Source organism: Sorangium sp. So ce448, from assembly GCF_051520915.1.
In the GTDB taxonomy this organism is placed as follows: Bacteria; Myxococcota_A; Polyangia; order Polyangiales; family Polyangiaceae; genus Sorangium; species Sorangium cellulosum_B.
This window is the reverse complement of the sequence record NZ_CP150343.1, coordinates 9,362,544-9,379,384: the sequence shown is the minus strand read 5'-3', so window position 1 is coordinate 9,379,384 and position 16,841 is coordinate 9,362,544. Positions and strand designations below refer to the sequence as shown.

Sequence of the window (16,841 nt, the reverse complement as noted above, 5' to 3'; positions counted from 1 at the left end):
GAACGGCGCGCGCTAGAAGCCGGGCTCGCGGAACTTGGCGCGCCCGGTCTCGGCGGGCGATCGGGAGCGAGGCGGGCTCGCGCTCGCGGCGGGGGTGGAGGACGGCGGCGCCGCGGGCGCGGTGGACGGGGCCGGCCCTGACACGCGCGCGGGGCGCGGCTCGGCGGTGGCGACCCCCGGGCGCGGCTCCACCGTGACGGTCGGCGCCGCGGGCACCGCCACGGGCGGCGCGCCGGGGCCCTCCCCGAGGCCGATCCACAGGAGCGTCGCCGCCCCGAGCAGCGCGCCCGAGGCGACGAGCGCCGCCGCGGTGGCGATCGTCCGGGCGCGGCGGCGCGGGTCCAGGCGCGAGGGGGTGCGCCCCCGCGCCCTGCCCTCCGCGGCGCGCAACGCGTCCTTGAGCAGCGCCGTGCGACGCGCGGTGCGCGCGGCGAGCGCGTTGCGGATGTACCCCGTGACCTCGCCAGGGCGGCTGCCGAGCGCAGCGTCCACCGCCTCGAGCGCGTCCGCGAGCTCGGCCATCGTCGCGAAGCGCTCGGCCGGATCCTTGGCGAGCGCGCGCATCACCGCCGCTTCGAGCGCGGGGGGGTACCCGGGGACGAGGGGGCCCGGCGGATCGACCGGCTCGGGCCGCGCGATGCGCGCCATCGTCGCGAGGTCGTGGCTGGCGGCGAACGGGTGCGTGCCCGTCGTCAGCTGATAGAGCACGATCCCGAGCGCGAAGACGTCGGACCGCCGGTCCAGCTGCTCGCTATAGACCTGCTCGGGCGCCATGAAGAGGATCTTGCCCTTCATGTGCCCGGTGTTGGTCGTCGGGTTGTCCACCTGCGCCATGGCCTTGGCCACGCCGAAATCGGCGATTTTCACCGAGCCGTCCCGCGTGATCAGGATGTTGTGCGGCGAGACGTCCCGGTGAACGAGCCCGATCAGCGCGCCGCCGTCGTCCCGTAGCTCGTGGGCCGCATGCAGCCCACGCGCCGCCTCGATCGCGATCCTCACAGCGACGGGCAGGGGGAGCGGGCTGCCCTGCTTGCGGGTGCTGCCGCCGAGCAGCGCCACGAGCGCGTCGCCGTCGATCCACTCCATCACGAAGTAGAGCACCCCGCTCTGCTCACCTTGATCCAGGATCGCGCACACATTGGGGTGCTTGATCCGGGAGGCGATGCGCGACTCCGTGAGGAACATGCGCTTGCAGCGCGGATCGCTGGAGAGCGCCGGCAGCATCGTCTTGACTGCCACGATCTTGTCGCCCGCCGCCCCGCCGCGCTCTCGGGCCGCCCACACGGTCCCCATTCCGCCCTGCGCGATGGCGATCAGCAGCTCATAGCGGCCGAGAAGCTGGCCTGGCACAAGATCGACGGGCGCTATCACAGCTCGTACCTGCGACTCCTGTGTCGTCGTGAGTCCGACCATGCTGAAGCTCTCACCGACAGTGGGAGAGCGTTCCAGGAGGGTCGTGCAAGAGCGTTCCAGGATCGGACGCTAATCTCAAACAATTTTCCAGTTGTCGAGGATCGGTCGGCGTGAGTACGGTTAGACTGCCTCTATCGCTTGGTGATGGAAGGAGGCGTGGGTGAAGCATCGGATCACCATCGGCGGAGTGGTATTCTTCGCCCTGGTCGGCGTCGGTCCGGCTGCGTTCGCCGAGCCTTCCCCGGAGGACGCCAGCCGCGCGCCGCCGGCCGCGGTCGCGAGCGATACTGCGGCTGTCGCTGCGCCCCACAAGCCGAGCGCCGCGGAGCTCGCGTCCGCGCGGCGCCTCTTCGCGCTCGGCCTCGCCGCGGAGGACGGCGGGCGGTGGGCAGAGGCGCTGGAGACGTACGAGCGCATCAGCAAGATCGTCGTGTCCCCGCCTCTCTGGTATCACCTCGGCGTCTGTCACGAGGCGCTCGGCCACGTCGTCGAGGCGCTCAACGCATTTGAGCTCGCCGCGTCCGGCGCGACCGCGCGGAACGAGATCGCGCTCGCCAGGGAGTCGCGGGCACGACGAGAGAAGCTTCGCGTGAAGACGTCGCAGATCGTCCTGCAGCTGCCCGAGGACGCGACCGGCGTGCGCGTCGAGATCGATGGTGAGCCGATCCACGCCGCGCTCGTCGGCGCGGCCATCCTCGTGAGCCCCGGGGCGCGGCGGGTCGTTGTGGCGGCCGAGAACTATGCGGCGCGGTTCGAGGCGACGGTGCAGGCCGAGACGGGCGCCGTCGTCGAGCTGCGGGCCGAGCTCGGCGGCAAGCGCTCGCTCGCGGTGCTGCGGTCGAGCGCGCCCGCGCGCCAGGCGCTGCCCAGCGCGCCGGCGCCCGGCCCGCGCATCTCGCCGGTGGTCGTCGTGGGGACGGCGGCCGCGCTCGCCGCCGGCGCCGTGGTCACGGGCGCCATGGCGTACGACGTGCGGCACAGCTTCCTGAAGAAGAACGAGAACCCTGCCCCGGGCTCGCTGGGCGAGCGGCAGGCGCTGCACGATCGCGGGCAAGCGCTCGCCGTCACGAGCACGGTGCTCACCGGGGCCGCCCTCATCGCGGGCGGCTTCGCCACCTACCTCTTCTGGCCCTCGTCCTCCTCGCCCGCGGCGCCTCCGGACGCCGCCGGGCGGCGGCCTGCGCCCGCTCCGCGCGCCCCCCGCCCGACGGCGCTCTCGCCATGGGTCGGCGCGGACGGCGCCGGGGTCGCCGTGCAGGGAGTGCTGTGAGCGGCGCACCTCGCCCCGGAGCGGGCGCCGTCGCGGCGCTCGCCCTTGCCTGCGCCGGCCTCGGCGCGTGCGCCTTCATCGCGCCGTTCCCCGACGTCGCGGCCGATCCCGCGCCGGTGGGCGAGGGGGGAGGCGGCGGCGGCGGGGTGGGCGGTGGCGGCGAGGTTCAGGAGATCTGCGTTCCCCTCACCGAGGCGGCTTGCTACGCGGGGCCGCAGGGCACGCAGGGCGTCGGCCGCTGCGTCGGCGGCGTCGCCGCGTGCAATGACGACGGGACGGACGTCGGCGCCTGCGTCGGCCAGGTGCTGCCCGCGTTCGAGAGCTGCGCCACGCCCGAGGACGAGAACTGCGACGGGCGAGCGTGCACGGGCGATCCCGTGCACAGCGTCGCGCTCGGCGGGGCCGGCGCTCAGCAGGGCCTGGGCGTCGCTGCCTCCGCCGACGCCGTCGTGGTGGTCGGCTCGGCGTCGGGCAGCACCGATCTCGGCGCGGGCCCGTCGGACGAGCTGGGCGCGCTCGGCGAGCCGGACGCTTTCCTCGTCTCGTTCTCCCGCGACGCCTCCACGCGCGAGGGTCGGTTCCGGTTCGGCCGGCGCTTCGCGGACAGCGTCGCCCGGGCGGTCGCGCTCGCGCCGGGGGGCGACGTGGTGCTCGCGGGCAGCGCGGCCGGCGACGTCGATTTCGGCGGCGGCGTGCTCGCGGGCGCTGGCCGCCGCACCGACGTCGTCGTGGCGCGGTTCGACGCGACAGGGGCTCACCAGTTCAGCCGGCGGTTCGGCGACGAGGCCACGCAACACGCGGCGGCGGTCGCCGTGGACCAGGCGGGGAACGCCTTCATCACCGGCGAGTTCTCGGGCACGCTCGACTTCGGCGAGGGCCGCCGTGGCGAGCGGTTCACCCTGGAGAGCCACGGCAGGAGCGATGCCTTCCTGGTCAAGCTCGACGCCGCCGGCCACGTCGACTGGGCCAAGCGGTTCGGCGGCCAGGGAGATCAGGCCGGTACCGGCGTCGCCGTCGACGGCGACGGCGACATCGTCGTCGTCGGCTGGTTCAGCGGGGAGGTCGATCTCGGAGGCGAGAGGCCGCTCACCACCGACGCCAAGACCAACCTGTTCGTCGCGAAGCTCGACCCCTCGGGCGACCACGTCTGGAGCAAGGCGGCCGACGCGACCAACGCGGCCGAGGCGCTCGGCGTGGCCGTCGATGGAGCGGGCAACATCCTCGTGACCGGCTCGTTCCGGAGGGCGATCTCGCTCGGCGAGTCGCTGCTCACGAGCAATGGAGACAAGGACGTCTTCCTCATCCGCCTGGACGATAACGGCGTCCTGCAGTGGTGCGAGGACTTCGGCGACGACGCCGACCAGGAGGGCGCCTCCGTCGCGGTCGATCTCGCGGGCAACATCCTCCTCACCGGCTCCTTCCTGGGGAACCTGGATATCGGCACGGAGGCGCACTTCGCCACGGGCGCCGCAGACGTGTTCGTGGCGAAGCTCGACCCTGCCAGCAACCCGATCTGGTTGCGCTCGTTCGGCGACTCGAGCGAGCAGCGCGGCGCGGCCGTCGCCGTCGATCTCCTCGGCGATGGCTGGGTGACCGGCCGCTTCGACGGCGTCCTCGATCGCGGGGCAGCCATGGCCGTGAGCCAGGGCGCCGGCGACGCGTTCCTCGTGCAGATCGGGCCGTGAGCGCCGCTCGCCGGCGGCTCACTCGCCGGCGAGCGGGTAGATCGGGCGGATGTCGATCGGGATCCCCGCGAGGCCGCCGAGCGCGTGCTGCATCGGCTCCGAGACCTCTCCGTACCTGGCGAGGAGCTCGCCGGCGGCCTGCCTGTCGCCGCGGTGCTGCACCATGCAGAGATCGCGGACGAGGCGGGTGATGGCGGCCTCGAGCTCCTCGGCGTCGACGGTGAAGCGCCGTGTCGCCGGGTCGAAGCGGGCGGCGCGCTCCTCGAGGAACCGGTTGATCTGGAGCGCGGCCCCCTTGCCGTGCGCCTCGGCCACGCCGAAGCGGGTGCTCCTGAAGAGCCCTGCGAAATAGGAGATGAGGAGCTTTTCCCTGAAATCGGCCGCGAAGTGGCCTCGCTGGATCATGAAGAGGACGTTGTAAGCGCCCATCACGTCGGCCTTGGCCTCCTCCAGCGCGGAGTACGTCGGGCCGAGCGCGATCCGCACCTCGACCCGCTCCCCGCTCACGGTCGTGAACGCAGGGCCGAGGCTGTGCGAGAGCTCGTGGAAGAGCGTCTCGTTGAAGAACGCGTCGGAGGACAGGTGATCGAGCTGCGCCGGGTCGAGGATGCGCTCGGCGATAGGGCGCATGATCAGCTCGAACTTCGTCTCGATGACGTTGCGGAGCAGGACCTTCTTGGCCCCCTTCTCGGCGCGGACGCGCTCGTCGTTCGGCAGGTTGAACGCGATCGTCTGGACCGATTTGCGGGCGTCGCCGGCGCTGAACACGAGGTCGACGACCTGGATGGGGCTCTCGCCGCCCCGCGCGGTCTTCACGTCCTCGGGGACAGGCAGGTTGCGCTCCATCTCCGGGAGGAGCTCCTTGTACTTCGAGAGCTTCCGGGAAGCGTCGGGGTCGCTCACCGTGACGAACGACTCGAACGAGGCCTTGAGGCCGAGGAGCTCGTCCTCGTAGGTCTCGTAAGGGCCGATGGTCACCTCGACGCGGCTGTCGAGGTCCATCCAGTCCTTGTCGGATGCATAGTAGTCGTCGGAGCGGAACGCGGCGGCCCGGGACCGCAGGAACCGCCTTAGGCTCTCGCTCGCGGTGAGCGCCGCGGCCTCCTCGAGGAGCGCGCCGGCGGGGCCGAGCCACGCGGCGTAGGCCTGGCTGTACGGCACGGCGACGAGCCGGCCCTGGTCCCGGCGGATGAGCGTGAACAGGCTCTCGAAGGCCTCCTTGTCGCCCGGGTGCTGCTCGATCCACGCGTTGAGCTCGTCGGCCGAGAGATCTTCCGGGTAGAAGCCAGCGCCAGGCGGATGGGGCCTGTCGATGGCGAAGGGGCGGTGGTGATCCTGCCTGTCCCACGGGCCGCGCATGATGTCGAAGTAGGCGAGCCTGTCCCGCCCCTCCGGGGTGCCGTCCGCGACGAGCTCCTCGCGGAGCTCCGGGTTCCCCGCGTAGGCCTGCCGATCGAACACGGGATCGAGCTGCCGCGAAGCCTCGATGAGCTTGCCGAGCGCTCTCCTCTCCGGCTCGGGCAGATCGTCGATGTCCGCGGTGAGCCTGGCCGGCGCGAACTGATTGACCTTCTCGGACAGCATCGGGACCTCCTTATCTCACGAGATGAACTCCCCGGCTCAGGGGCGGCTCGCCGGGACCGGGTGGGCGTCGCGGTACTCGCGGATGGCCTGGGCTTCGTCGATGTCGTGCTTGAACCCGGTCGCGGCGCGGAACGCGGCCCCGTCCACGACGACGGGGTACTTGATGTGGGTCAGCGCCGCGCGAGGGAGCTTCGGCAGGCCGAAGCGGCCGAACGCGTTGCGCAGGACGAACTCGGGGAGGGGCAACGCCACCCGGCCCGCCGCCCGGATGATGAGCGACAGGGGCACAGGCTGCGGGCCAGAGACGTTGTAGACGCCGCGGATGCGCTTCTCGAGGGCGAGGCAGATGGCGGTCACGACGTCCTGCTCGTGCATGAACTGGAACAGCGGGTCGAACCCGAGCACGTACGGGACGCGGGGGCCGCGGAGGAAGCTCGCCAGCGTGCCGTGGCCTGTCGGGCCGAGCGTGTAGCACATGCGGAGAACGGTCGTGCAGAGCTCGGGAGCGCGCCAGAGCGCCGTGCAGGCGTAGAGATCGGCCGCGACGAGGTCGGCGAGCTCGGGGAAGGTGGACACCGCCATCGGAGGATCCTCCTCCGTGTGGTAGAGCGGCGACTCGGGTCCGGCGCCGTAGTAGGTGTGTCGGCCGACGAAGATCACGTGTTCGACCCCGCAGGCGCGGCTGTTGTCGAAGACGACGCGCGTGCCGCCGAGGTTGATCCGATACCGCTCCTCCGTCTGCTCCACGAGGTGCGTCACGGTCGCCATGTGGATGACGGCCTGGGGCCGGGCCTTGCGGAACACGTCCTCCGCGGCGCGCTTCTGCAGATCCACGTTGTGCATCTCGACGCCGGCCGGGGCGGTCGGCCACGGCCGCCGGTCGATGCCGATCACCTCGTGCCCCTCCTCGAGGAGGCGCGTCGCGACCATGCGGCCCAGCTGGCCGGTGATCCCTGGGATGAGGACCCTCATGCGTGCTCCTTCGATGAGGCGGGCCTGGGCGGCGTGGCGCCGCGCCAGTCCACCGAAAGCTTCCCGCGGCGCCGCTTTCGCCCGTCCTCGATGAGCTCGGCGATCCTCGCCTTCACCTGCTCGACGTGGCCCAGGATCACCTCGTCTTCCTCGGCGCCGGTCCCGGCGAACGTCATCGGCTCGCCGTACGTGATCTCCAGCTGGACCGGCAGCGGCGCCGGGATGAGGTACGGGGTGATCGGGATGTACGGCACGCCGAACAGCCGGCCGATCGTGTACGAGTTGGCGATGGTCGGCACCGCCTCGCCGCCGCCGACGAAGCCGAAGGGGATGACGGGCGTCCTCGTCTTCATCGCGAGCCGGACGAACCCCGATCCGAAGTGCACGAGCGAGTTGCGCTCGCTGTAGAGCTTGGCGGTGCCGCGCGCCCCCTCGGGGAACACCATGAGCAGCCGCTCGTCCTCGAGGAGGCGGCTCGCGTGCTCGGGGAGGCCGGTGAACTGCCCTGTGCGGCTCGACCAGAGCGAGGTGAAGGGGAGGCGATTGATGAACTTCTCCGCCATCCCCTCGGCGAGGCGCGGAGGATCCATCGCGAAGAACATCGACGCGACCACCATCGCCCCGTCGATGGCGACTCCCCCGCAGTGATTGCCGACGAGCATCGCCCGCCCGCGCGCGGGGACGTTCTCCAGGCCCGTCACGCCCACCGAGAAGTAATGATGATAGAAGAAATCCAGGAGGGAGAAGAAGAGACCCAGGTGCTTCTGGGAGATGCCGTAAGGATCGACCCCGAAGCTGTTGAAAGGGATCTCCAGCCGCTGGACGCGCTGGGCAATCGAGTCGCTGACGAGCAGTGTCAAGGGTCACCCTCCGGGAGGCTTCGGCGCCCGGAGGGTATGCGCGATCGGGCGAGGAGCACAACCTCCGCCAACCGCCGCAAGAGGCAGCCGGCGCGGCGGAGCCATGGACCACGCGCCGAGCGCCGGGCGCGCTCGTCGAGGATCGCTCCTCGAAACATAACGCGCCGCGGCGACGCCTTCGCGACCGGTCGTCAACGGCCCGGCCGCGCGCTCGTCGCTGGATCGAGGCGCCGCGCGTGGTGCGCGTGGTGCGCGTGGTGATTGAGCAGCCGTGCTGCCCGCGGTATGGGGTCGGCCATGTCGATCCGATGCCGCGCTTCCGCGCTCTCCGGCCGTTCGGCCGGAGAACGTCCCTGCGACGCCCGCCGGGAGGTCGCCTCGTGACAGCGCTCGTGATCCGCCGGGCGGCGCCCACCGACGCCGCGCTGATCGCGGCGAACAACCGGGCGATGGCGCTCGAGACGGAGGGCAAGGTGCTGGATGCCGCCACCACCCTCCGCGGCGCCGCCGCGCTGATCGCGGATGCCGCCAAAGGGTTCTATCTGGTGGCCGAGCACGCGTCCGAGATGGCCGGGCAGCTGATGGTCACCTACGAATGGAGTGACTGGAGAAACGGTACTTTCTGGTGGATCCAGTCTGTCTATGTGACCCCCGCGCAGCGGCGCAGCGGGGTCTTCCGGGCGCTGTATCGGCGAGTCCACGAGATGGCGGCGGACGCGGGGGACGTATGCGGTATCCGCCTGTACGTGGAGACCGCGAACGCGCGAGCGCAGTCGACGTATGTCGCGCTCGGAATGCGGCGTTCGCACTACGAGCTCTACGAGCTCGATTTGGCCTTCGGCTCGTCCTGAGAGGTCCGGCTCTCCTGGTTCGAACCAGGAGCGACGACCGCGGCCATCGACGGCCAGGAGCCCTTGACGAGGGCTCGCATCGCGGCCGTCTTCAGCGCCACCTCCCCGGGATCGAGGAAGACGCCGAGGGCCTGGCGGATGTGAGGGAGCGTGCGGATGAGATCGGCTGGCGTCATCGCTTCGGGCGGTGACACATCGCTCCGCTCGCAGGCCTCCTGGATGATCTTTCTGGCGAACGCGGGTGCGAGGCCACAGCACTCGACGACCTGCTCAAAAAGCGAGCGCATGAGCTGGTTCCCCCCGAGGTAACGTCCGACGCGCGGCGCGTCTTTCACTTGGGCGAGCACTTACCGCCCCACGACAAGAATAGCCTACCTCCCCTATCGCGCTCGTGAGGCGACCACTGACGTTCTGCTGTCTTCCGTGAGCATGTAGGCGGCGCCGCAGCGCGTTCAATGTGCGATAGCGCGACCCGACGTCGCGTTATCGGCGCCGAGGTCGCGGGTGCTCGCGGTCGTCGGGGTATTGGACGTGTCTCCATGGTCGGAGTGTTGGACGAGGCGGCGAAAAGGATCATGGCTCGGCCCGGGGGGCGCGCTGGATCCATGCGCACGTACCGTCTTGGGCTATCTCCGCGGTGACGTCGTGCGTCACAGCCCTGTGTGCGTCACAGGCCGGATGGCTTGAAGGGCGTCCGGGAGGTCGTCCGCGGAGCGCTCCGCTTCGGCTCTGGCGCCTTTGGCGCGGTCTTCGGCGCCGGGCTCCGAACGGTCGATGAGCGGGTGGCCGGCTTCGCCGTCGGGGCCGTGGATCCGCTGGTCGTGCGCGTGTCGGGCCGGCTCGTCCTGGGCTTGACGGCCGCGGGCGGGGTCGCTCTGGAGCTCGGCCGCGGGGCGGGGCTCGTCGCGCGGTTGGCGGTGGGGGCAGGGATCTGCGCGGGCCCACCGGGCGCGGAGCCCTGGGTGGACCGGTCAGGGGCGGGGCTCTGGGCGGCTCCGCCGGGAATCACGCCCTGAGCGGAGCCGCCGGGGACCGCGGAGCCGGCCAGTTCGCCGGGATGCCCGGGCGCTGCCGCCTGGACCGGCCCGCTGGCCGCCGCGGCCGCGGGGAAGAAGGACGAGATCCGGGAGACAGAGGCGCTCTCCGCCGTGAAGGGAGCGGCTGGCTCGTGCTGGCCGACGGCGAGAAAGGCGCCCGCCCCGACCGCGAGCGCGACCGCGCAGGCGCTGGCGAGCACGCGGCGGCGCGCGATGTGGTGCCGGCCGCGGGAGACGGCCTCGGAGACGACGGCGCCCAGCCCCGGCGCGCTGCCCTCGGCGCCCGAGCTGTCCTGCGCCGCATCGACGCTCCGCTGGGTCAAAGGAGCGCGCTGGCTCAGGGGCAGACGATCGCTCAACGGAGAGCGCGGGCTCAGCGGATCGCTCAACGGAGAGCGCTGGCTCAGCGGCGATCGCCCCGACTTGGGCGCCGAGGCGGGAGCGCCCCGCGCGCTGACCGGCGCGGTGAGGCTCTCCGGCGGCCCGCGCAAACCGACCTCCTTGATGAGCGCCTCCACCGCCCGGGGCGACGACACAGCGAGGCCCGGCGTCTGCGTGGCTGCGTCTTCCAGCGCCTCGGCGAACGCCGCGGCGGTCGGGAAGCGATCGTCGGGGTCGGTGCGCAGCGCGCGCAGGCAGATCTGGTCGAGCGCGGCCGGCACCGACGGGACCACCCCGCGCGGACCCGTGGGCGCGCCCTGGAGGATCTGCGCGAGCAGCGCGCCGTCGTTGTCGGCCTTGAACAGGCGCTCCTCCGTGAGCATCTCCCAGAGCACCACGCCGGCCGAGTACACGTCGCTGCGACGGTCGACGTTCGCGGCCCGGATCTGCTCGGGCGCCATGTAGGCGAGCTTGCCCTTGAGCGCGTTGCCCCGCGTCGACATGAGCCTGGTCTCGGCGCGGGCCACGCCGAAGTCGGTGATGCGCGCGATGCCGTCGACGCCGACGAGCACGTTCTGCGGCGAGACGTCGCGGTGCACGAGGTTGAGCGGCTCGCCCTCGCCCCCCGTGAGCTCGTGCGCGGCGTGGAGACCCGCGAGCACGTCGAGGAAGATGCGGAGCACGATCCCGAGCGGGACGGGCCGCTTCGCCCGCGCGCACGTGCGGAGCAAGCTGTGCAGCGACGGCCCCTCGATGTACTCCATGACGAGGAACAGCGGGTCCTCGACGAGATCGAACGTCGCGACGACATTGGGGTGGCGGACCCGCGCCGCGAGGCGGGCCTCGTCGAGGAACATCGCGACGAACTCGGGCTCCGCCGCGATGTGCGGGTGCATCATCTTCAGGGCGACGAGGCGCTCGAACCCGCCGGCGCCCACGGCCCGCCCGAGATACACCGTCGCCATGCCGCCTGACGCGATGGCGCGCAAGCTCTCATAGCGGCCCGCGTGCAAGGTCACGTGACCAGACTACACCATGCGTGGTGCGTTCTCCACGACTCCCGCGCCGCTCACGCGAGCCTCCTCCCACACGGCCGCGAGGAGAACCGGATTCTGTGTCGATGTGAGGTGCCCTGCGACTGATCGCCGAGCCCAGGGGCGCCGAGCCCGGCGGCTCACGTGACCTGTCTCTCGGCGATCCGGGGCCGCGCTGCGCTGCGCTTCCCTTCCCTGCCCGCGCGACGTGGGACCGCGATCAGCTCACGATCGGCAGCCGCCTGGCCGCCCGCCGTGAGCGCGTGCCGCCCTGCTCGCGCTCGCGCAACGCAAGGTCGTGCTCGATGATCGTTAGGGGGTTGTCGTAGGCCGGTAAAGGAAGATCCTGATTCTTCGCATAGACAGGGTGCCTACCGTGCTTCTTGTACCACTCGGCCACCGTGGCGTTGGCCTTCATCTTCTCGAGGATATTCCGCCATCCAGCCCCTGTGTTGTACGCACAGAAGCTGATCTCGCCGAGCTGCGTTCCGTACGGAATGATGCACATCTCGGTGCGGCGGAAGTCGTAATTGAACAGGTCCTGGAACCACATGCCCGCGACGAAAAGGACCCGCCACTCGTACTCGCCGGCGTCGCCCTCGCCGGCGTGCGCGGCGCCCGTCTGGCTCATGAACTGCTTCACGAGCGTCGCGAGGTGGAAGCCGGGCGGCGCCTTGTCCGGCTGGTAATGGCGCAGCAGCGCGGCGACGACCTGCGCCTTCGTGAGGGCGCGGCCGCGCCCCGTGTCGAAGATCGCGCGCAGGTCGGAGAGCAGCCCTTCGACATCGATGAAGTCGAGCAGCGGGACCATCTGCTTCGTCTTCTTGTGGACGAACAGCGCGGTCCCGATCCCGCAGTTCGGGTGGCAGCCGCAGTTGATTTGCCCCCAGTCCTTGTCAGGGCCGTCGAGGAGGTCGGTCACGTTGCCGAAGGGGCTGAGCGCCGACAGGGGGAACCAGTCGCGCAGCGGGTCGGTCACGCCGGTCTGCCGGGCGATGTCGTGCGCGAGGTGGCTCAGCGTATAGCGCTGCTTCTCGCGCAGCTCGTCGGAGATGTCCTCGTCGCGGCCGGTGAAGCTGACCGGCTGGAAGCTGACGACGGTGATCTTGTCGGCGTTCTGGACCGCAAAGTCGATGATGGGCCCCACCTGATCGTTGTTGACCCCGTTGACGATCGTCACGACCAGGATGACGTCGATCCCCGCGGCCGAGAGCTCCTCGATCGCCCGCAGCTTCACGTCGTAGAGGTTCCCGATCTTCCGGTGGCCGTTCGCGGCGTTCGTGACCCCGTCGAACTGCAGGTACGCCATCCGGAGGCCCGCTTCCTTGGCCTTCCTGGCGAAGCCCGGCTCGTCCGCGAAGCGGATCCCGTTCGTCGCGCACTGGACCGCGAAGTACCCCTTCTCGCGCGCGTACCGGATCGCATCGAGGAAGTGCGGGCTCAGCGTCGGCTCGCCGCCGGAGAACTGGATCGACATCTGGCGGCGCGGGCGCACCGCCGCCGCGTCGTCCAGGATCCTCGTGATCTCCTCCCAGGAGAGCTCATGCACGTAGCCGACCTGATTGGCATCCATGAAGCACGGGTCGCACATCATGTTGCAGCGGTTCGTCAGGTCGACCGTGAGCACCGCGCCGCGACCGTAACGGATGGTGCTCGATCCGTGGTCGTGGATCCTGTCCTTCGTCATCTCGACGTCGCGGCCGCCGAAGAGGCGCTCGATCCGGGCCAGGAACGCCGGGTCGATCGAGATCGTGTCCGAGAAGAAGCCGTGCTTCGGGCACGTCTTCTCCATGACCACGCGCCCTTCGCGCGCGACGATGCTGGCGCGGATCTCGCCGGGCTTGTCCGTGATGAGCTTGGTCCAATCCGCCCTGCCACTCAGGATCTCGTCGCGCGCCTCCTTGACGCAGCGCGGGCACAGGCTGTCCGTCTCGCGAGGCCAGCCGAGCGGGGGCTTCGTGCGCTCGCCGCCCCTCGGGATCGGCTTGTCGCTCCACTTCGGGTGAAACGGCCTGGGCTCGCCGCCGAGGCGGCTCAGTCGCTGCAAGACCGGCCATGCCTTGCCGGCGGAGACCGTGATGGCCTTTTCCAGTGTCCGTACCAGGTCGATCAAGCGTCACCTCTCTCACAGCCGCATTTCGCGGCTGCACGGTAGGTCGACCTAGCGCGTGCTTCCATCAAATTCCAGGCTGTCACGCGGCGCTGACACGGCTCGGCCTGGGGCGTGACATCGGGCCGTCGATCGCGGGATAGTGCGGCGCAGCGAATGCGATTCCTCCCTGGAACCCCCCGCGCCCTGGGCCTCGCCGCGGCGCTCGCGGCCACCGCGATGGCGGGCCCGGCAGCGCCTCAGCCGGTCGCGCGGACCGCCCGGGCGCCGCAGGCCGCGGAGGAAGGCGGCAAGGCGTCCGCGGGGGCCGAGGCCGGCGCGACGCCGCTGCGCGGCAGCCTCGGCGTGGCCGTCGGCGAGCGGCTGCTCTCGTCGAGCGACCCGGCGGCGCGGCTCCGCGGCATCGAGCGCCTCGGGGCGATCGGCACCGAGGAGGCGGTGAGCGCGCTGCTCGCCGCGCTCGATCAGCACGGCGCCCCGGGGGCGCGCGATCCCAGGGCGCGCCTCGCGGCGGTGCGGGCGCTGGCGCCCCACGCGCAGCGCGACAGCGTGCGCCAGCTCCTCGCGCGCGAGCTCTCGGAGGGCGCGCCCGCGCGCGGCGCCGCGTCGCCGCTCGGCGAGGTGCTGCGCGGCACCGCCGCCCTCGCGCTCGCGCGCACGGGCGAGCGGCGCGCGCTCGGCGTGCTCGTGAACGCGATCGTGCAGGGCGGGGCCGCGGGCGAGGCCGCCGCGCGCGCGATCAAGGCGCACCCGCCCGCGTCGCTCCAGCTCTTGCTCGGCAGCCGCAAGCGGCTCGAGCCGGCGCTCGCGAGCTTCCTCGGCGATCTCGGCGATCTCCGGGCGATCGCGGCGCTCCGGCCGATGCTCGAGGGCGGCGACAGGGCGGCGCAGGTGGCCGCGGCGCGCGCCCTCGCGCGCCTCGGCGACGAGGCGGCGCTGGCGAAGGCCCGCGCGTGGCTCCGCAAGCCAGAGCCGGGGCTCTTCGAGCCGACGACGGAGATCCTCGTGTACCTCGGCGCGCCGGAGGCGGCGGACGCCGTGGCCGCGCTGCTCGGATCCGAGCTCGGGCGGATGGAGGGGCTCAGGCTGGCCGAGCTCGGGCCGGCGGAGCGGCTCGTGCCGGCGCTCGCGCGCGCCCTCCCGCTGCTCCCGGACGACGCGCGGCCCCGCGCGGTCGCGGCGATCGGCCGCGCGGGCGGCGCGGAGGCGGCGCGGCAGCTGCGCCGGGTCCTGAGCGAGCGCCCCGAGCTCGCGACGGCGGTCGCGTTCGCGCTGGCGACGATGTCGGGGGCCGAGGCGCGGGCCGCGGTCGCGGAGCTCTTCGACGGCCCGCGCGCCGCGAAGGACGCGGACCTCCGCAGGCTCGGCCTGCGCGCCGGGGTGGTCCGCGGGCTCGTGCTGCGCGACGCGCCCGAGGCGCTCGAGAAGCGGCTGCTCGCCGCGCTCGCCGCGCCGAGCGGGTCGAGCGATCGCGCCGTCGGGGTGTTCGGTACCGTGGCGCTCGGCCTCCGCGACGCGGTCGATGTCGTCGGCGCCTGCTCCCCGTCCTCCTGCGATCGCGCGGCGGTCCACGCGGCGGCGCGCGGCGCGCTCGCTCGGGGCGAGCGCGCCCTCGCCGCCCTCGCGCCGCTCTTCGCGGCGCTGGCCGCGTCGCCGCCCGGCGCCGGGGGCGCCGCGGGCGCCGCGAAGAGCGGCGACGCAGCGCCCGACGCGGCGGCGATCTCCGCCGGCGTCGCGCTGCTCGCGGAGCCCGGGGGCGGGGCGATCGCCACCTCGCGGCTCGCCGCCCTGGCGGAGGCGGGCGGACCGCTGTCGCCGCTCGCCGCCCGCGCGCTCGCGGCCCGTGACGACGAGGTGGTCCGCGGCAGGATCGAGCGGCTGCTCGAGGGGAGCGATCCCGTCGTGCGCGCGCACGTCGCGCTCGGCCTCGGGAGCGACCCGATGCCGGACAGCGTCTCCCTTCTCGCCCGCGCGTACCGCTTCGAGGACGACCCCGCGGTGCGCCGCGCGATCGTCCGCGGCCTGTCCCGGCGCACCGAGGTGCAGCGCAGGCGCGTCCTCGTCGCGGCGCGGGATCTCGATCCTGACGAAGGAGTGCGCGCGCTCGCGCGGGCCGCCCTCTCCGGCGCCGACGCGCGGGCCCTCGATCGGCCGCGCTCCGCGCTGGCGACGGGCGTCGTGTGGGTGGCCATCGTCCCGAACGACCGGAGCGCGACCGGGAGCGCTTCCTCGCGTCCGGCACGGCTCGTCCGGCCGGATGGGCTGGCGGTGCCTGTCGTCTCCGATCCCGACGGCGTGCTCCTCGTGCCGGCGGTGCCGCCCGGCGCGAGCGCCGTCCTGCTTGCGCCGGCCGCACCCCCGGGGGACGCTGGCTCATGACGACGATGAGCAACGCGACGGACGAGGGCGGCGCGGGCGTGGAATCACGCGCCGAATCACGCGCCGAGCCGAGCGCGGAGCCCGGCGCCGCCGGGGCGCCGGCGAAGCCCGAGGCCGACCGCGCTCCGCGGAGCGGCGACGCGGCCGCGGGCGCGATGTCGTTCGAGGAGTCGACGCGCCGCCTCGCGAAGATCGTCGCGGAGCTCGAGGGCGGCGATCTGCCGCTCGAGCGTGCGCTCTCGCTCTTCGAGGAGGGCATCCGCCTCTCGCGGTCGGCGCAGGAGCGCCTCGATCGCGCGGAGAAGCGCGTCGAGGAGCTGCTCGGGATGGACGCCGACGGGCGCCCGGTGACGCGCGAGTTCGAGAGCTGAGCGGAAGAAGGGTGACATGAGGACCGCAGCGGCGCTGATCATCGGCAACGAGCTGCTCAGCGGGAAGATCGCTGACGAGAACCTGGTCGTGCTCGCGGGCACCCTGCGCGCGCTCGGCGTCAAGCTGGAGCGGGCGGTCATGGTGCTCGACGAGCTCGAGGTGATCGCCGCCGAGGTGCGGGCGCTCGCGGCGTCGCACGACTGGGTCTTCACGAGCGGCGGCGTGGGCCCGACGCACGACGATCTCACGATCGCGGGCGTCGCGCGCGCCTTCGGCGTGCCGGTGGTCAGCGCGCCCAACATCGAGGGCCTCCTGCGCGATTACTACGGCGATCGGCTCACCGAGGGGCACCTGCTCATGGCCCGCATCCCGGAGGGCGCGCGGCTCGTGACCGGCGGCAGCGCCGCGTGGCCCGGCGTGGTGATGCGCAACGTGTGGATGCTGCCCGGCGTGCCGCAGATCTTCCGGGCGAAGCAGGCGCTCATCCAGGCCGAGCTCTCCGGCGGGGCGCCGTTCGTCTCGCTCGCGGTGTTCACGACCCTCGACGAGGGGCAGCTCAAGCCCATGCTCGACCGCGTGGTCGAGGACCACCGCGACGTCGACATCGGCTCCTATCCGAGGTGGTCCGGCGTCGAGTACCGCACGAAGCTCACGTTCGACGGCCTCGTCGAGGCGAGGGTGCGCGCGGCGCGCGACGCCTTCGCCGAGAGCCTCCCCGCGGAGACGATCGTCCGCGTCGAGTGACGCGCGCGCTGTCCGTTCGCGCGCCGGGCGAGGGCGCGACGGCGCGAGGGCCTGGCGGCCGCCACCCTCCGCCGCCGCTCCGCCGCCTCGCCGGCGCGCGCGCCCCCGCGGCGCCCCGGGCCGGCGGGCGGGCCCGCCGCGTGCTTGTC

13 protein-coding genes are annotated in these 16,841 nt (G+C 72.5%); 6 read left to right on the top strand and 7 right to left on the bottom strand.

Going from position 1 to position 16,841, the window contains the following annotated elements:
• Positions 1–12: 12 nt before the first annotated feature.
• Positions 13–1,350, bottom strand: a complete 1,338-nt coding sequence (locus WMF45_RS35590; RefSeq protein ID WP_437709950.1) for a serine/threonine-protein kinase — start codon at positions 1,348–1,350, stop codon at positions 13–15.
• Between the two features lie 223 nt (positions 1,351–1,573).
• Between WMF45_RS35590 and WMF45_RS35585 the strand changes: the two genes are divergently transcribed.
• Together WMF45_RS35585 and WMF45_RS35580 are read left to right on the top strand one after the other, a co-directional pair.
• Positions 1,574–2,683, top strand: coding sequence for a hypothetical protein (locus WMF45_RS35585; RefSeq protein WP_437709948.1), 1,110 nt, complete (start codon positions 1,574–1,576; stop codon positions 2,681–2,683).
• The gene (locus WMF45_RS35580) at positions 2,680–4,368 is read left to right on the top strand and encodes a hypothetical protein (protein ID WP_437709946.1); all 1,689 of its coding nucleotides are present in this window, start codon (positions 2,680–2,682) and stop codon (positions 4,366–4,368) included. The genes WMF45_RS35585 and WMF45_RS35580 overlap by 4 nt, the downstream gene beginning before the upstream one ends.
• Before the next feature lie 18 nt (positions 4,369–4,386).
• On the opposite strand, the gene WMF45_RS35575 is transcribed toward WMF45_RS35580, so the two are convergent.
• From WMF45_RS35575 to WMF45_RS35565, 3 genes are read right to left on the bottom strand one after another with little or no spacing between them, the layout of a single operon-like run.
• A complete protein-coding gene (locus tag WMF45_RS35575) occupies positions 4,387–5,952 on the bottom strand; it encodes a dipeptidyl-peptidase 3 family protein (protein ID WP_437709944.1) in 1,566 nt (521 codons plus the stop codon).
• A gap of 36 nt (positions 5,953–5,988) precedes the next feature.
• Complete coding sequence (locus WMF45_RS35570; RefSeq protein ID WP_437709942.1) at positions 5,989–6,924, bottom strand: SDR family oxidoreductase; 936 nt, start codon at positions 6,922–6,924, stop codon at positions 5,989–5,991.
• A complete protein-coding gene (locus WMF45_RS35565) occupies positions 6,921–7,784 on the bottom strand; it encodes a lysophospholipid acyltransferase family protein (RefSeq protein ID WP_437543916.1) in 864 nt (287 codons plus the stop codon). Before WMF45_RS35565 ends, WMF45_RS35570 begins: the two co-directional genes overlap by 4 nt.
• 380 nt (positions 7,785–8,164) lie before the next feature.
• On the opposite strand from WMF45_RS35565, the gene WMF45_RS35560 reads away from it, so the two are divergent.
• Positions 8,165–8,635 (top strand): GNAT family N-acetyltransferase, encoded by a 471-nt coding sequence (locus WMF45_RS35560; RefSeq protein ID WP_437555546.1) that lies wholly within the window; start codon positions 8,165–8,167, stop codon positions 8,633–8,635.
• Here WMF45_RS35560 and WMF45_RS35555 read toward each other — a convergent pair.
• The 3 genes from WMF45_RS35555 to WMF45_RS35545 all read right to left on the bottom strand — a co-directional run bounded on the left by WMF45_RS35555 (position 8,602) and on the right by WMF45_RS35545 (position 13,200).
• Entirely contained in the window at positions 8,602–8,922 is a 321-nt protein-coding gene (locus WMF45_RS35555) for a hypothetical protein (RefSeq protein WP_437709941.1), read from the bottom strand. The genes WMF45_RS35560 and WMF45_RS35555 overlap by 34 nt on opposite strands.
• A 380-nt stretch (positions 8,923–9,302) precedes the next feature.
• Entirely contained in the window at positions 9,303–11,072 is a 1,770-nt protein-coding gene (locus WMF45_RS35550; protein WP_437709939.1) for a protein kinase domain-containing protein, read from the bottom strand.
• A gap of 235 nt (positions 11,073–11,307) precedes the next feature.
• Positions 11,308–13,200: a radical SAM protein gene (locus WMF45_RS35545; RefSeq protein WP_437709937.1), complete on the bottom strand. Its 1,893-nt coding sequence runs from the start codon at positions 13,198–13,200 to the stop codon at positions 11,308–11,310.
• A 153-nt stretch (positions 13,201–13,353) separates the two neighbouring features.
• On the opposite strand from WMF45_RS35545, the gene WMF45_RS35540 reads away from it, so the two are divergent.
• The 3 genes from WMF45_RS35540 to WMF45_RS35530 are packed head-to-tail and all read left to right on the top strand — an operon-like array spanning position 13,354 to position 16,692.
• The gene (locus WMF45_RS35540) at positions 13,354–15,576 is read left to right on the top strand and encodes a HEAT repeat domain-containing protein (protein WP_437709935.1); all 2,223 of its coding nucleotides are present in this window, start codon (positions 13,354–13,356) and stop codon (positions 15,574–15,576) included.
• A gap of 5 nt (positions 15,577–15,581) precedes the next feature.
• Positions 15,582–15,947, top strand: a complete 366-nt coding sequence (xseB, locus tag WMF45_RS35535; protein WP_437709933.1) for an exodeoxyribonuclease VII small subunit — start codon at positions 15,582–15,584, stop codon at positions 15,945–15,947.
• Positions 15,948–15,963: 16 nt separating this feature from the next.
• Positions 15,964–16,692 (top strand): competence/damage-inducible protein A, encoded by a 729-nt coding sequence (locus WMF45_RS35530; protein ID WP_437709931.1) that lies wholly within the window; start codon positions 15,964–15,966, stop codon positions 16,690–16,692.
• The last annotated feature ends 149 nt before the right edge of the window (positions 16,693–16,841 follow it).

What these genes read in the sequence shown, in the direction of transcription:
- WMF45_RS35575 (WP_437709944.1), bottom strand. Translation starts at nt 5,952, where the DNA reads ATGCTGTCCGAGAAGGTCAATCAGTTCGCGCCGGCCAGGCTCACCGCG.
- WMF45_RS35570 (WP_437709942.1), bottom strand. Translation starts at nt 6,924, where the DNA reads ATGAGGGTCCTCATCCCAGGGATCACCGGCCAGCTGGGCCGCATGGTC.
- WMF45_RS35555 (WP_437709941.1), bottom strand. Translation starts at nt 8,922, where the DNA reads ATGCGCTCGCTTTTTGAGCAGGTCGTCGAGTGCTGTGGCCTCGCACCC.
- WMF45_RS35540 (WP_437709935.1), top strand. Translation starts at nt 13,354, where the DNA reads ATGCGATTCCTCCCTGGAACCCCCCGCGCCCTGGGCCTCGCCGCGGCG.
- xseB (WP_437709933.1), top strand. Translation starts at nt 15,582, where the DNA reads ATGAGCAACGCGACGGACGAGGGCGGCGCGGGCGTGGAATCACGCGCC.
- WMF45_RS35530 (WP_437709931.1), top strand. Translation starts at nt 15,964, where the DNA reads ATGAGGACCGCAGCGGCGCTGATCATCGGCAACGAGCTGCTCAGCGGG.